We start from the raw sequence: 13,385 nt of genomic DNA on the forward strand, positions 1-13,385 counted from the left end.
CCTTTCGGATGAGGGAGGAGGACATCACTGCACCCTCACTCTCGGATCGATGAAGCTGTACGACACGTCCACGGCCAGGTTGATGAGGGCGTAGGCGATCGCGATGAAGATGATGAACCCCTGCAGCACCGGGAAGTCGCGCGTGAAGATCGCCCGCGCGAGGAACGACCCGATGCCGGGGAAGGCGAACACCGTCTCGGTGAGCACCGCCCCGGAGATCAGCAATCCGGTCTGCAGACCGATCGTCGTGATGACGGGGAGCATCGCGTTGCGGAGGATGAACCGGTTGCGCAGCGTCGCGGAGCCGACGCCCTTCGCCCGCCCCGTGCGCACGTAGTCGGCGTTCTGGACTTCCAGGACGCTCGCTCTGGTGATGCGGACGATGATCGCGAGCGGGATGGTGCCCAGGGCGAGCGCCGGGAGGATGAGGTGGAGGATGGCATCCCACGCGGCGTCGAACTCCCCCGTGATGATGCCGTCCCAGACGTAGAAGCCGGTGGGATGGGTCGCATCGATCCGGGGGTTCTGCCGACCGTCCGACGGCAGCCAGCCCAGCTGCACGGCGAAGACGTACTTGAGGATGAAGGCCAGGAAGAAGACCGGGATGGTGATGCCGATCAGGCTCAGCACGACCGACGCGTGGTCGGTGAACTTGCCGTGGCGGCGGGCCGCCCAGTAGCCGAGCGGGATGCCGACACCGATCGCGAAGATGAGCGCCGCGACGCTCAGCTCGATCGTCGCCGGGAATCGGCGGAGGAACTCCTCCGTGACCGGCCGGTTGGTCTGGATGGAGGTGCCGAAGTCGCCCTGCAGCAGCCGGGTGATCCAGATGAAGTACTGCTCGATCAGGGGCTTGTTGAAGCCGTACAGCTCGTTGACCCTGGCGATGGCCTCCGGCGTGGCCTTCTCGCCGAGGAGGGCGACCGCAGGGCCGCCGGGGAGGGCCCTGACCCAGGCGAACAGCAGGATGCTGAGCCCGAACAGGGTAGGGATGAGGAACAGCAGTCGCCTGCCGATGGTGCGCAGCACAGAGTTCTCCGTCGATCAGAAGGTACGCCGTGCCCCGGTCCCGCCGAGGGCGGAACCGGGGCTCGGCATATCAAATGGTCCGGCCTACTTCGTGAGGACGATGTCCGTGAAGACCTCGTCGTTCACCGGGCTGGCGGGGTAGCTCTCGACGCGGGGGTCGAAAGCGAGCGTCGGCGCCGGGTGCGCGAGCGGGACGCCCGGGATGAACTCCGCGACCATCTCGTTGATGTCCTCGTAGAGCGCGGTCTGCTCGTCGAGGTTGGGGACCCCGCGAGCCTCGGTCAGCTTCTGGAACAGCTCCGGGTTGTCGAAGCCCCACTCCGAGCTCTGCTGGCCGAAGAACACCCCGACGAAGTTGTCCGTGTCGTTGTAGTCGCCGGTCCAGCCGAGGAGGTGGATGCCGTGGTCGGCGGTGCCGGTGGTGCGATCGAGGTACTCGACCCACTCCTCCGAGACCGGGGTGGTCTCGACGCCGACCTCGGAGAGCTGCGACGACAGCACGGTGAAGATCTGCTCGGGGTCCGGCATGTACGGCCGCGAGATGTTGACCGGGTAGTTGAAGGTCAGCGTCAGCGGGTTCGCCTCGTCGTAGCCGGCCTCCGCGAGGAGCTCCTTGGCCTTCTCCGGGTCGTAATCGTACGTGGTGACCTCGTCGTTGTAGCCGTTGACCACCGGCGGGACGAACTGCGTCGCCTTCTCCGTACCCTCCGGAAGCACCTGGCTGATCAGCGCGTCCTTATCGACGGCATAGGACAGCGCCTCGCGCACCTTCGGATCCTGCAGCTCCGGGATCGCCTGGTTGAAAGCGAGATAGAGAACCGTGAAGGGAGGTCGCGACACCATGGTGAAGCCGTCTTCCTCCAGCGCCTTCGTGTCGGCAGGACCGACCAGGTCGTAGCCGTCGATCGAGCCGGATTCGAGCGCCTGCCGACTGGCCGTCGGGTCACCGATCGTCCGGAAGATGATCTTCTCGATCTGGCCGGCCTCGCCCCAGTAGTCGTCATAGGCGGTGAGGGTGACCTGCTCGTCCGGCTCCCAGTCCTCGAACTGATACGGGCCGGTACCGACGGGGTGGCCCATGGCGTACTCCGAGAGCTGCGGAGCCTCGGCGGTGCCGCCGACCTCGTCGGCGCCGAACTCCTGCATCGCCGAAGGGCTCTGCATGCCGAACGCCGGGAGCGACAGCGAGGCGATGAAACCGGCGAACGGCTTGTTCAGCTCGATCGTGACGGAGTTCTCGCCGTCCGGCGTGCAGGACTTGTAGACCGCGTCCTCCGGGTTCGACGCGTAGCCCTTGAAGAGCTTGTTGTAGTAGTACCCGAAGGCCTCGGAGGCGGCGAGGCCGGTCCAGTTGTACCAACGGTCGAAATTGGCGCAGACGGCCTCGGCGTTGAACGGGGTGCCGTCGTGGAACGTCACGCCCTCCTTCAGCGCGAAGGTGTGCGACATGCCGTCCTCGGACGACTCCCACGACTCCGCCAGCAGCGGCGCCGGGTCGGCCGTGCCCGGCTCGGTGCCGACCAGACCCTCGAAGATCTGGCGCGAGACGCGGAAGGTCTCACCGTCCTGCGCGAACGCCGGGTCGAGGCTCGCGGGATCCGAGGAGGCGGCGAAGACGAAGGTGCTGTCGACGTCGCCCGATCCTTCGGAGCCGTCGTCCCCGCGCTCGCTGGCGACGCATCCGGCGAGAGCGAGAGCGGCGATGGTCGCTCCGGTGACGGCGGCGAGTCCTCGCCGAGGCATGGCTGACTGGTGCATGTGCGTATGACCTTCCCTGTCGGGCGCTTCCTTGCGCGTCTCCGGGCATCGTCGCCGCGGAGACGGTGATTCCTCGAAGGTACCCAGCAGCCCGTCGGATGCCAAGAGTCGGAAGTTGCGATCCGGTATCGACGCAGGGCCCCGTCGATCCGGTAATGTCCAGAACGTGCCGGACACCACTCCCCTCGTCGTGTGCCTCGGCGAGGGTCTGGTCGCCCTCGTCTCCGCCACCGCCGGGCCGCTCGAGACCTGCCGTACGTTCCAGCGCTCGCTCGCGGGCGCGGAGTGGAACACGGCGATCGCGCTCGCCTCGGCCGGCGTCCGGACCGCGGTCGTCTCCCGCGTCGGAGACGACGGCTTCGGCCGCTTCCTCACCGCCGAGCTGCGAGCCCACGGCGTCGACGACCGGGCCGTCGAGGTCGACCCGGTCGCGCCGACGGGGATCTACGTCAAGGAGCTGGCGCCCCGGCCGGACGGCGCGGTCGACGGGACCATGCACTACTACCGCGCGGGTTCCGCCGCCGCCGGGCTGTCGCCGGCGTCGTTGGCGTCACCCGTGGCGGCTGAGCTGCTCGCCGCCGCCGCTCTCGTGCACACATCCGGCATCACGCCCGCCCTCTCGCCATCGGCTCGGGCCGCCCAGGAATCCCTGGTGGCAGCGCCGCGTCCTGGCCGCCTCGTCAGCTTCGACCTCAACTGGCGTCCTGCGCTGTGGCGGGGTCGCGAGCAGGAGGGATACGACCTTCTCACCGACCTCGCCCGCCGCGCGGACATCGTCTTCTGCACCCGGCCGGATGCCGAGACCGTGTTCGGGACGAGCGAACCGGACGACCTCCGTGCGCTCCTCCCCGAGCCCCGGTACCTCGTCGTGACCGACCCCGCCGGTGCGGTGGCGTTCGACGGCGCGGAGCGGGTGGCCAGCGATGCTCTGGCTGCGCCGGTCGTGGAGACCATCGGCGCGGGAGACGCGTTCGCCGCGGGCTTCCTCGCCGGCGTCCTCACGGGCCTGACGCTGCCCGGAAGCCTGGCCCGCGCGCACCGCATCGCGACGCGCGCGATCGCCAGCACGCGCGACCACGTCGACTGATCCGGCGACGCTCAGTCCACGGGCTGTCCGCGCCGGGGCGGGACCACGTCGTGCGTGCGCTGCAGCGACACGGCGACGTGCTCACCGCGGTGCTGCACGATCCGCACGAACAGCACGTCGATGAGCGCGAGCTGCGCGATCCGGCTCGACATGGCGGCCATCCGGAACGGTGACTCCTGCGCCTGGCTGAGGAGGACGACGTCGGCGATGGCCGCGAGCGGGGAATCCGCCGCGCTCGTGACGGCCACCGCGAGCGCGCCTGTCGCCCGGGCGACCTCGAGCGCGCGCACGGTCTCGGCCGTCTCCCCGCCGTGCGAGAAGGCGATCGCCACGTCGGCGGACGATCGCAGCGACGCCGCGGTGATCGCGAGGTGCGGGTCGGCGGAGTGGGTCACCGAGCAGCCGATGCGGGAGAGCTTGAGCTGGAGGTCCTGGGCCGTCAGCGACGAGGCCGCCTGACCGAACAGGTCGATGTGTCGGGCGACGACCACGGCCCGCGCCACCCGGTCGAGGGCGTCCGCATCCAGGGCCCGTGCGGTCTTCTCGATCGCGTCGATCTCCTGCGCCGCGAGCTTCGCGGCGATCGCAGCAGGCCCGTCGTCGCGGTCGATCGCGGTCGAGTCCAGTCCGAAGCGGGCCTGCTGCGCCTGCGCGAGGGTGACCGCGCGGGCGACCGCCACCCGCAGCTCCCGGTACCCGCTGTAGCCCAGCGACTGCGCGAACCGCGCGACCGTCGAGAGCGAGGTCCGGCAGAGCTGCGCGAGGTCGTTGATCGCGAGGTCCACGACGAGGGTGGGGTCTCCGAGGATCGTCTCGGCGACACGTCCCTCCGCCGCGCTGAGCTTGGGGAGGGAGCGCCGCACCACGGCCAGAACGTCGTCGTCCATGCGCTGATCCTGTCTCAACCGGCGGCGGTCGTCCTCTGTCGCGGCCGGAAACGACCGAGGAGGGCGTCCCGTGCGGTCTGTGCGCCGAGTCGGCTGGCGGCGCCGACCTCGATGGTCGGCAGCGGCAGGGGTTCCCTGGCCGGGAGGCCGACGTTCACCACGACCGCTCCCGGATCCCGGAGAGCCGTCCGCTCGATCAGCGCACGTTGGGCCGGCTCGGTATCCGGACGATCCACGAGGACGACCGTCCTGCCGGTCGCCGCGGCGACCTCGTCGATCACGGCATCCTGCTCGCCCACGGGGCGTGCGGCCACGTCGAGCCGCACCCGCAGGCCTTCCCCCGCGAGCGCGTCAGCCACGTACGACGCCGCGCTGTCCACAGCGAGCGTCGAGCGGCGTCGCGCGTCGATCACTGCAAGAGCGTCGGCGATCTCGGGGGCACCGCCCTCGACCGAGACGGCTCCGCGGACGATCTCCGCGGCGTCGTAGGCCGGCGCCTCCTCCGGGGCGGTCTCGCCCGCGCGGATCTTGGCGGCGAGGGCCGACACCCGCGCAGCGGCTTCCTCGACGCGCTCCCGCGACAGCGAGCCGTCGCGCAGGGCGGCGACGATCCCGTCGCGGGCGGCGAGGAAATCGCGCCGGTCCTGGTCGGGCAGCGCGGCATCGCCGGGGTTGGTCGGGTTGCCGATGCAGAGGAGGTCGGCACCGGCGGCGAGCGCGAGGGCGGCACCTCCGCCGAGTCCGACGGTCTCGCGGATCGCGGCCATGTCGAGCGCGTCCGTGATGATGACGCCCTGGAAGCCCCACTCCCGCAGCATGCCGAGCACCCGCGGATTGAGGGTGGCCGGCTGTGTGCCCCACGCGGGGACGACGATGTGCGCCGTCATGATCGCGTCGACGCCCGCCTCGACCGCCGCGCGGAACGGCTCGAGATGCACGCGTTCGTACTCGTCCACGTCGAGCGCGATCTCGGGCAGCGCGTGGTGGGAGTCGAGGTGAGTGTCACCGTGACCGGGGAAGTGCTTGACGCATGCGGCGACCCCGCCGTCCTGGATGCCGTCGACCGTGGCGACGACGTGGCGGGTCACCAGCGCCTCATCGGATCCGAACGACCGCACGCCGATGACGGGGTTGCGCGGGTCGGTGTTGACGTCGGCGACCGGACCGAGCACGACGTTCGCACCGACGGCGCGCACGCGACGGGCGAGCTCCGTCCCGGTCCGCTCGGACGCGACGACGTCGTCGAGGGCACCGAGCTGCGCGGCGCCCGGGAGGGTGGAGCCGGTGGCGGACTCGAGGCGCGTGACGCTGCCGCCCTCCTCGTCCACGCCGATCAGGGCGTCCGGATTCGCGTCGAGGATCTGGGCGCTCAGCGCGGGTAGTCCCTCGCCCACGTTCTGCCCGAAGTACACGACACCGGCCAGGCCGTCATGCAGCTCGTCCACGAGCCACGTGGGTGCCGTGGTGCCGAAGAACCCGGGCCAGAGCACACCGTTGGCCAGGCGCTCGAGCTCGTCGGTCATCCCTTCACCGCCCCCGCGACCATGCCGGCGGAGAGCCGGCGCTGCACGATGACGAAGAAGATCATGACGGGAACGGTGATGATCGTCGAGGCGGCCATGATGCTGCCCCAGTCGTTGGAGTACAGGCCGAAGAACGACTTGAGTCCGATCGACACCGTGTACTGGTCGGTCTGCGCGCCGAGGATCGTCATGGCGAAGATGAACTCGTTCCACGCCGTGATGAAGCTGAAGATGCTCGTCGCGACGAGACCGGGCATCACCAGCGGCAGCAGGATGGAGCGGAACATCCGCCACCAGCTCGCGCCGTCGATGTACGCAGCCTCCTCGAGCTCGACCGGGACGGCGGCGACGAAGCCGCGCAGCATCCAGATGCCGAACGCGAGCGACAGCGCCACGTAGACGACCATCAGGCCGATGATGCTGTTGAGCAGACCGAGGCTCTTGACCTGGAGGAACAGCGGGATGACCAGCGCCTCGAGCGGCACCATCTGCACGACGAGGATCATCATCAGCACCGTGGTGCGGAACTTGAAGCGGAACCGCGCGACGGCGACCGCCGCGAGCAGGCAGACGATGGCGCTGACGAGCACCGTGACGAGGGCCACGATGGCCGAGTTGCGCAGGTAGGTGCCGAAGCCGCCCTCGGTGAGCACGAAGGCGAAGTTGTCCCACGTGAACTCCTGCGGGAGGAGCGACTGTCCACCGCTGGACGCCTTGGCGTCGAACGCGCTGGAGACCATCCAGTAGACGGGGAACAGGGTGAAGACGAGGACGGCGGCGACGCCGATGCCGAGTCCGATGCGTGACCGGAGCCTGGGGCGGGGGTTCACAGCTCGTCCTCCTTCATGAGGGAGCGGATGTAGACGATCGTGATGCCGATCAGGACGAGCGTCAGCAGCACGGCGAGCGCGGCGCCGAAGCCGTAGCGGTTCTGACCGAACGACTCCACGTACGACCACACGCCGAGGTTGAGCACCTGACGGTTGCCGCCGCTGCCGCCGGGCATGAGGTAGACCTGCGCGAAGACCTTGAAGTCCCAGATCGTCGACAGGATGATGACGACGGAGAAGACGGGCTTGAGCGTCGGGAAGATGATCTTCCAGAAGCGGCGCCACGCCCCCGCTCCGTCGAGCGCCGCGGCCTCCAGCATCTCCTTCGAGACGCCCAGGAGCCCGGCGAGCACGGTGATCGCCACGAACGGGAAGCCGTGGTGGACGACGTTCAGCAGCACGATCGCGTAGAACGACCACTGGTTGGTGAACCAGTTGACCTGCCCGTCGATGAGGCCGAGGTCCTGCAGGACGCTGTTGAAGATGCCGCGGTCGGCATCGAAGATGAAGGTCCAGACGTACGTGCCGGTCACGGCGGGCATCGCCCACGCGACCATGATGCAGCTGGAGACGATGGTGCGCCACACGGTGCCCAGGCGCGCCAGCAGCAGCGCGACGAGGGTGCCGAGTGCGACGGTGGTGAACACCGCGACGGCCGCGAAGCCGACCGTGTTGGGGAGCACCACCGTCCACAGGGTCGGATTGGTGAGCGCCTCGGCGTAGTTGTCCAGCCCGATCCAGTTGCTCTCACCGGTGTTGATCTCGCGCAGACCGTAGTCCTGCAGCGAGTAGAGGAACACCTGCACGAGCGGCCAGAGCATGAGCACCGCGAGGATGATCAGCCCGGGGGCGAGGAGGAGCCAGGGGCGGGCCGTGACGATCGAGAGACCCCGACGCTTCCGGCCGCCGGCCACGGAGGCGGAGGAGGGCTCCGCCTTCGTGGCCGGCAGTGGCGCTTGCACCATCGACATGGAAGGAATGGTTCCTTACTGGTTGAGCAGTTCGGTCATCTCGGCGGCGGCGTCCTTCGTCGCGGTCGCGACGTCCTTCTGCCCGCTGAGGATGGCCTGGATCATGGCGTTCGTGGTCTTCTTCGCCTGCACGGCGCCGAAGTTCGGCGTGACCGGGACGGACGCGCCGCCGTCGACCATCTGCTCGGCGAACGGAGCGACCAGCGGGTCGGTCGAGGCGAGGGCCTCCTCCATCGCCGACTGGACGCCAGGGAAGTAGCCGGTCTCGTTCGACCACTGCTCGGCGAACTCACCGGTGGTCATGAGCTGGACGAACTCCCACGCGAGGTCGGCGTTCTTCGTGGTGTTGAACACCGACAGGTGCGAGCCGCCGAGCACGGAGGGCGCGATGCCGCCGTCCTGGCCGGGGATCACGGCTGCGCCGATCTTGCCCTCGAGCTCGGGGTTGGCCTCGATGAGGGCGTTCGGCGTCCAGGAGCCGGAGAGCATCATCGCGACGTTGCCCTGGGTGAAGGCGTCCCGGAGGTCGGTCTCCTTCCACGTGGTGGCACCGGCCGACGAGAAGCCGTGCTCGGTGGCCAGGCCCGTGTAGAACTCGATGCCGGCCTGCGACTCGGCACTGTCGAGCTCGCTGGTCCAGGTGTCGCCGTCCTTCGTGGCGATCTCGCCGCCGGCGCCCCAGACCCAGGGGTAGACCTGGAACTCGGCGTCGCCCGCGACGGGGAAGGGCAGCATGTCGGGCTTGGCGGCCTTGATGGCCTCACCCGCGGCGACGATGTCGTCCCAGGTCTTCGGAGCCTCGAGGCCGAGCTCCTCGAAGACATCGGTGCGGTAGACGATGGAGCGGACACCCGCATACCACGGCATGCCGTACAGCTCGTCTTCGTAGGTACCGGCGACGGCGAGGCCCTCGACGAGATCGTCACGCAGGCCGTCCTCGGCGTCGACGTACTCGTCGAGCGGGAGGAGGGCGCCGGCGTCGGCGAACTCGGCGGTCCAGGTGGTACCGGTCTCGGCGATGTCGGGGGTCGTGCCGCCGGCGATCGAGGTCACGAAGCGGTCGTGGGCGTCCGCCCACTGGATCTCCTCGATGGTGACCTTCGCGCCGGTCTCCTCCTCGAAGGCCTCCGAGACCTTGTCGTAGAAGGCGGTCGCGTCGGGGTTGGTCCCCTTCATGATCCAGACGGTCAGCTCCTGGCCCTCGCCGTCGGTCGAGCCGTTGTCACCGCTGCCGCCGGCACAGCCGGCCAGAGCGATCGTGGCGACGGCGCCGAGCGCCACCGCCGGAAGAATGCGCTTGTGCATGGGGGGATCTCCTCTTTGAAAGTCCAGGTGTGCATCGGGTGCGTACCGGGGATAGGAAAAAGTATTCACGACTAACTAATTCCCTGCAAGTTCCTCCCAGAATCGTCATACCCCCGTAACATCAGGCCTCCGGGGTAGGCTCCCCGCATGCCCCGCCGAGGACCAGACGCCGATCGCCGCCCGCTCCCCCGGCACGCCCCGCAACCCCCGCGTCGACGCGCTTCCCGCGTGCTGCGCGGGCTGGGCATCGGCCTCGCCGTGGTGCTCGTCTCGACCGCGGCGGTCGCGGGGTTCCTCGTCTGGGACATCTTCAACCGCGTGGGCGACGGTGCCGTGACACTGGAAGGTGCGCCCGAGGTCGACCCGCCCACGATCGGCGCGTATCCCGACGACAAGGCCTTCAGCATCCTCATCGTGGGGACCGACGAGTGCGGTCCGAAAGCCACCGCGCTCTTCGATGAGCGCTGCTCCGAGGCGGACGGCCTCCGTCGCAACGACGTCAATCTCCTGGTGCACGTGTCCGCCGTCCCACGGAACGTGAGCGTCGTGTCGCTCCCCCGCGACCTCGGCGTGCCCGTGCCGGAGTGCACCCGCGAGGACGGCTCCGTCGCGTCCGCGATGGAGAAGGCACCCATGAACTCGCTGTTCGAGCACGCAGGGCTCTCCTGTGTGGCGAAGACCGTGAGCGAACTGGGCGACATCCCCGTCGAGTTCGCGGCCAAGATCAGCTTCGACGGCGTCATGGCCGTCACGGACGCGATCGGCGGCGTGGAGGTCTGCATCGCCGGCGACGGCATCCGCGACCGCCACACCGGCATCGACTGGCCGGCGGGCATGCGAACCGTCTCGGGCGTCGAGGCTCTGCAGTTCATCCGCACTCGGCACGGAGTGGGAGACGAGAGCGACCTCGCCCGCATCTCCAACCAGCAGCAGTACATGTCGCGGCTCGCCAAGAAGGTGCTCAGCGAGGAGACACTGACCGATGTCCCGAAGGTGCTGCGGCTGACGAACGCGATCGCCGACAACATCGACCCGAGCGACGAGCTCGCCGACCCGCTGCGGCTGGCGCAGCTCGCGCTCGCCCTCAAGGATGTGGAGTTCGGCGATTTCGCCTTCGTGCAGTACCCGAACGTGGTCGACCCCTTCGACGATGACAAGGTCGTGCCCGATGAGGACGCCGCCGCCGCACTGTGGGATGCGGTGCGGGCCGGCAAGCCGCTGCAGCTCACCGGAGACGTCGCGACGCATCGCGGGGTGGAGCTGGTGACCCCGGCCCCCGCGACCCCGACCGCTCCGGAGTCCACGCCGGGCCCTGATGCCAGCCCCGCACCGGACGCCCGCGCGACGCTGCCCCCTGAAGTCTCCGGTCAGACCCTGGAGCAGGAGACCTGCGCGGTCGGCAACCAGCGCTGACGGAAACGCCCGCGGCGTAGGCTCGACGACATGGGACGGACACGGACACGGGACACCGAGCACCCCCAGGCCCGCCTCGACCACGGCGGCCTTGCGCGGGTCATCCCCTCCGAGTTCACCAGCGGCTTCGAGCTCGTCGTCGACGACACCCCGCAGTCGCACGTCGACCTGGACGACCCCACGCACCTGCACTTCGAGTACATCGTGCGGATGGGCGCGGTGATCGACCAGCTCCGTCCCGGTCCGCTCACCGCCGTGCACCTCGGCGCCGGCGCGCTGACCATTCCCCGGTACATCGACGCGACACGGCCGGGGTCCCGCCAGCAGGTCATCGAGCTGGAGGCCCCGCTCGTCCAGCTCGTCCGCGAGCACCTCCCACTGCCGAAGGGCGCGTCCATCCGCCTGCGCATCGGCGATGCGCGGGAGGGGGTCCACAAGCTCCCCGCCGCCCTGCACGCCGCGTGCGATCTCGTCGTCTCCGACGTGTACTCTGGCGCGCAGACCCCCGCCCACCTCACGAGCGTGGAGTTCTACCGCGAGCTCGCGGCGCTGCTCGCACCGGGCGGTGCGCTGCTGGTCAACGTCGCCGACGGCCCCGGTCTCGCCTTCGCCCGGCGACAGGCCGCGACGATCGCCGAGGTCCTTCCCGAGATCGGGATCCTCGCCGACACCCAGGTGCTCAAAGGCCGCCGGTTCGGCAACCTCGTGGTCGCCGCATCCGCCACCCCGCTGCCGACCGAGTGGCTGCCGCGGATGCTCGCTGCCGGCCCGCACCCCGCGAAGATCGCGCAGGGCGACGAGGCGAGGGCGTTCCTGCAGGGCGCCCGCATCGTCACGGACGCCGACGCCGTCGCCTCCCCGCGCCCGGATGCCTCGCTGTTCCTGCGCTGACCGGGCGCGCCGCCCCGGGGAGCATGGAAGCGGCAGGCACACTGGATGGGGACAGTCGCGGGGACGCGCGGAAGGAGAGCAATGAGTTTGATCCGGGGATACGACCAGGAGAGCCTCCGCGAACGCGTCGATCTCGACGAGTGCGCCGCCCGTCTGGACGAGATCGAGGACCAGCGCAGCCTTCCCGCCCTGCTCGAGCGCGTCTGGCTGCTGAAGGTTCTCGGTCGCCTGGACGATGCTCTCGTCCTCGCCGACGAGGCCGTGCGACAGGCCCGGATGGCCGGCACGCGCAAGGATGTGCTCCGCGCCCGCGTGCTCCACGCCACGATCCTGCAGTACCGCGGAGCATATGCCGCCGCCGAGCAGGAACTCGCCACGTGCGCCGCGGAGGCGGAGGGCCAGCGGTGGCTGTCGATCGCCGCCTTCGCCTACCAGCACCACGGCAAGAACGCCTACGACGCCGGGGACTACGAGACGGCGCGGGAGAGCTTCAAGCAGTCACTGTTCCTGCGCCGCGAGTCCGGCGCCGAGGACCGCGAGCTCGAGACCGTGCTCCTCGCCATCGAGGCCGTGGAGCGCCGCCGTCCGTCGCAGCTCATCGCCGGCTGACGTCGCAGCACCCCACTGTCTGCGGCATGCCTTAGCCTGGGCGCATGGCGGAACTTGACCGCGTGCGCGTCTGGGGCGAAGCACTGATCCGGTTGCATCTCGACGACAGCTGGTCGTTCGATTTCGACCATGCCAAGCGACGTGCGGGGCAGTGCGACTACACCCGCAAGCGCATCACCGTGTCGCGGTATCTCGCGGCACGGTTCGACGACGACGAGATCCATCAGGTGCTCCTCCACGAGGTCGCCCACGCGCTCGCCGGTCACAAGGCCGCCCACGGCCCCGCGTGGAAGCGCGTGGCGCGCGACCTGGGGTACATCGGCGGGACCACGCACCATGGGGAGACCGCGGTCGAGCTCGCCCCGTGGGTGGGCCGCTGCCCGGCTGGCCACGTCACCTACCGCCACCGACGCCCGACCCGAGCCACGTCCTGCGCCCGGTGTTCCCGGACGTTCGACGCCCAGCACCTGTTCGCCTGGACGCGTCGCGAGATCACCACGGACGCTCGACTGGCGGCACAGGCGCCGCGCTGAGTCAGGCGGGAGTGCCGCCGGGACGCGGCTGCTCTTCGGAAGCGGCAGCGTCCTCCTCGGCAGGTGCGGACGCCTCAGGCTCCTCCTCAGCGTCCGAGGCGGGCGGGTCCGCGGCCGCGTCCCGCTCCGCCGTGGCTTCGAGGGGCTCGGTGAGCCCCGTCTCGGGCGCGGTCTCGCGGTGGCCACGGCTTCGGCGCACCAGCGCGGTGAGACCACGCCAACCGAGGAGGAACGCCCCGAGCACCAGCGTGGCGACGATGATGAACGGCAGCTCCGCGGTGTCACCGCTGAGCAGCCGCAGCAGCATCCCTCCGACGACGGTCACCGCCCAGACGACCGCGCCCCACGGCAGCGACCAGGGCCGCCGCGGACGCGCGGGCAGCAGGAACGCGGCAGCATGCCCCAGCAGCAGGGCGACGAGGAAGGGCCAGGCCGTGAGGAGGAAGCCTGCCGGGTCTTCCTGATGCGAGGCTCGGCCGATGGCGGCGAAGACCAGGACGAGGACGGCATCGACGAGGAAAGCGGGGAGGAACCTCATTCCTCGACCCT

13 protein-coding genes are annotated in these 13,385 nt (G+C 69.8%); 5 read left to right on the forward strand and 8 right to left on the reverse strand.

What is annotated here, in order from left to right; genetic code table 11:
• Positions 1-24: 24 nt before the first annotated feature.
• Both CYL12_RS08855 and CYL12_RS08860 read right to left on the reverse strand, forming a co-directional pair.
• A complete protein-coding gene (locus tag CYL12_RS08855) occupies positions 25-1,029 on the reverse strand; it encodes an ABC transporter permease (protein WP_101847275.1) in 1,005 nt (334 codons plus the stop codon).
• An 84-nt stretch (positions 1,030-1,113) separates the two neighbouring features.
• Positions 1,114-2,787 carry an ABC transporter substrate-binding protein gene (locus CYL12_RS08860; protein WP_101847276.1) on the reverse strand — a complete coding sequence of 558 codons (1,674 nt, stop codon included), beginning with the start codon at positions 2,785-2,787 and terminating at the stop codon, positions 1,114-1,116.
• 166 nt (positions 2,788-2,953) lie between these two features.
• Here CYL12_RS08860 and CYL12_RS08865 point away from each other — a divergent pair, with 166 nt between their 5' ends.
• Complete coding sequence (locus tag CYL12_RS08865; RefSeq protein ID WP_101847277.1) at positions 2,954-3,874, forward strand: sugar kinase; 921 nt, start codon at positions 2,954-2,956, stop codon at positions 3,872-3,874.
• An 11-nt stretch (positions 3,875-3,885) separates the two neighbouring features.
• On the opposite strand, the gene CYL12_RS08870 is transcribed toward CYL12_RS08865, so the two are convergent.
• The 5 genes from CYL12_RS08870 to CYL12_RS08890 are packed head-to-tail and all read right to left on the reverse strand — an operon-like array spanning position 3,886 to position 9,390.
• On the reverse strand, positions 3,886-4,761 hold the full coding sequence (locus CYL12_RS08870) for a MurR/RpiR family transcriptional regulator (RefSeq protein WP_101847278.1): 876 nt from the start codon (positions 4,759-4,761) through the stop codon (positions 3,886-3,888).
• Between the two features lie 14 nt (positions 4,762-4,775).
• Entirely contained in the window at positions 4,776-6,284 is a 1,509-nt protein-coding gene (locus CYL12_RS08875) for a glycoside hydrolase family 3 N-terminal domain-containing protein (protein WP_101847279.1), read from the reverse strand.
• A complete protein-coding gene (locus tag CYL12_RS08880) occupies positions 6,281-7,114 on the reverse strand; it encodes a carbohydrate ABC transporter permease (RefSeq protein ID WP_025104419.1) in 834 nt (277 codons plus the stop codon). The genes CYL12_RS08875 and CYL12_RS08880 overlap by 4 nt, the downstream gene beginning before the upstream one ends.
• Positions 7,111-8,085 (reverse strand): carbohydrate ABC transporter permease, encoded by a 975-nt coding sequence (locus CYL12_RS08885; RefSeq protein WP_101847280.1) that lies wholly within the window; start codon positions 8,083-8,085, stop codon positions 7,111-7,113. Before CYL12_RS08885 ends, CYL12_RS08880 begins: the two co-directional genes overlap by 4 nt.
• A 15-nt stretch (positions 8,086-8,100) precedes the next feature.
• Complete coding sequence (locus CYL12_RS08890; protein WP_101847281.1) at positions 8,101-9,390, reverse strand: sugar ABC transporter substrate-binding protein; 1,290 nt, start codon at positions 9,388-9,390, stop codon at positions 8,101-8,103.
• 147 nt (positions 9,391-9,537) lie between these two features.
• On the opposite strand from CYL12_RS08890, the gene CYL12_RS08895 reads away from it, so the two are divergent.
• From CYL12_RS08895 to CYL12_RS08910, 4 genes are all read left to right on the forward strand, one after another.
• Entirely contained in the window at positions 9,538-10,803 is a 1,266-nt protein-coding gene (locus CYL12_RS08895) for an LCP family protein (RefSeq protein WP_101847282.1), read from the forward strand.
• A 30-nt stretch (positions 10,804-10,833) separates the two neighbouring features.
• Positions 10,834-11,694, forward strand: a complete 861-nt coding sequence (locus CYL12_RS08900) for a spermidine synthase (protein ID WP_101847283.1) — start codon at positions 10,834-10,836, stop codon at positions 11,692-11,694.
• An 81-nt stretch (positions 11,695-11,775) separates the two neighbouring features.
• The gene (locus tag CYL12_RS08905) at positions 11,776-12,303 is read left to right on the forward strand and encodes a hypothetical protein (RefSeq protein ID WP_101847284.1); all 528 of its coding nucleotides are present in this window, start codon (positions 11,776-11,778) and stop codon (positions 12,301-12,303) included.
• A 44-nt stretch (positions 12,304-12,347) separates the two neighbouring features.
• Entirely contained in the window at positions 12,348-12,836 is a 489-nt protein-coding gene (locus CYL12_RS08910) for a SprT-like domain-containing protein (protein WP_101847285.1), read from the forward strand.
• Position 12,837: 1 nt separating this feature from the next.
• On the opposite strand, the gene CYL12_RS17550 is transcribed toward CYL12_RS08910, so the two are convergent.
• Positions 12,838-13,374, reverse strand: a complete 537-nt coding sequence (locus CYL12_RS17550) for a DUF3054 domain-containing protein (protein ID WP_101847286.1) — start codon at positions 13,372-13,374, stop codon at positions 12,838-12,840.
• Positions 13,375-13,385: the final 11 nt, after the last annotated feature.

This window comes from Zhihengliuella sp. ISTPL4 (assembly GCF_002848265.1).
Lineage (GTDB): Bacteria > Actinomycetota > Actinomycetes > Actinomycetales > Microbacteriaceae > Microbacterium.

What these genes read in the sequence shown, in the direction of transcription:
- CYL12_RS08890 (WP_101847281.1), bottom strand. Translation starts at nt 9,390, where the DNA reads ATGCACAAGCGCATTCTTCCGGCGGTGGCGCTCGGCGCCGTCGCCACG.
- CYL12_RS08905 (WP_101847284.1), top strand. Translation starts at nt 11,776, where the DNA reads ATGAGTTTGATCCGGGGATACGACCAGGAGAGCCTCCGCGAACGCGTC.
- CYL12_RS08910 (WP_101847285.1), top strand. Translation starts at nt 12,348, where the DNA reads ATGGCGGAACTTGACCGCGTGCGCGTCTGGGGCGAAGCACTGATCCGG.
- CYL12_RS08885 (WP_101847280.1), bottom strand. Translation starts at nt 8,085, where the DNA reads ATGTCGATGGTGCAAGCGCCACTGCCGGCCACGAAGGCGGAGCCCTCC.
- CYL12_RS08895 (WP_101847282.1), top strand. Translation starts at nt 9,538, where the DNA reads ATGCCCCGCCGAGGACCAGACGCCGATCGCCGCCCGCTCCCCCGGCAC.
- CYL12_RS08870 (WP_101847278.1), bottom strand. Translation starts at nt 4,761, where the DNA reads ATGGACGACGACGTTCTGGCCGTGGTGCGGCGCTCCCTCCCCAAGCTC.
- CYL12_RS08900 (WP_101847283.1), top strand. Translation starts at nt 10,834, where the DNA reads ATGGGACGGACACGGACACGGGACACCGAGCACCCCCAGGCCCGCCTC.
- CYL12_RS08875 (WP_101847279.1), bottom strand. Translation starts at nt 6,284, where the DNA reads ATGACCGACGAGCTCGAGCGCCTGGCCAACGGTGTGCTCTGGCCCGGG.
- CYL12_RS17550 (WP_101847286.1), bottom strand. Translation starts at nt 13,374, where the DNA reads ATGAGGTTCCTCCCCGCTTTCCTCGTCGATGCCGTCCTCGTCCTGGTC.
- CYL12_RS08860 (WP_101847276.1), bottom strand. Translation starts at nt 2,787, where the DNA reads ATGCACCAGTCAGCCATGCCTCGGCGAGGACTCGCCGCCGTCACCGGA.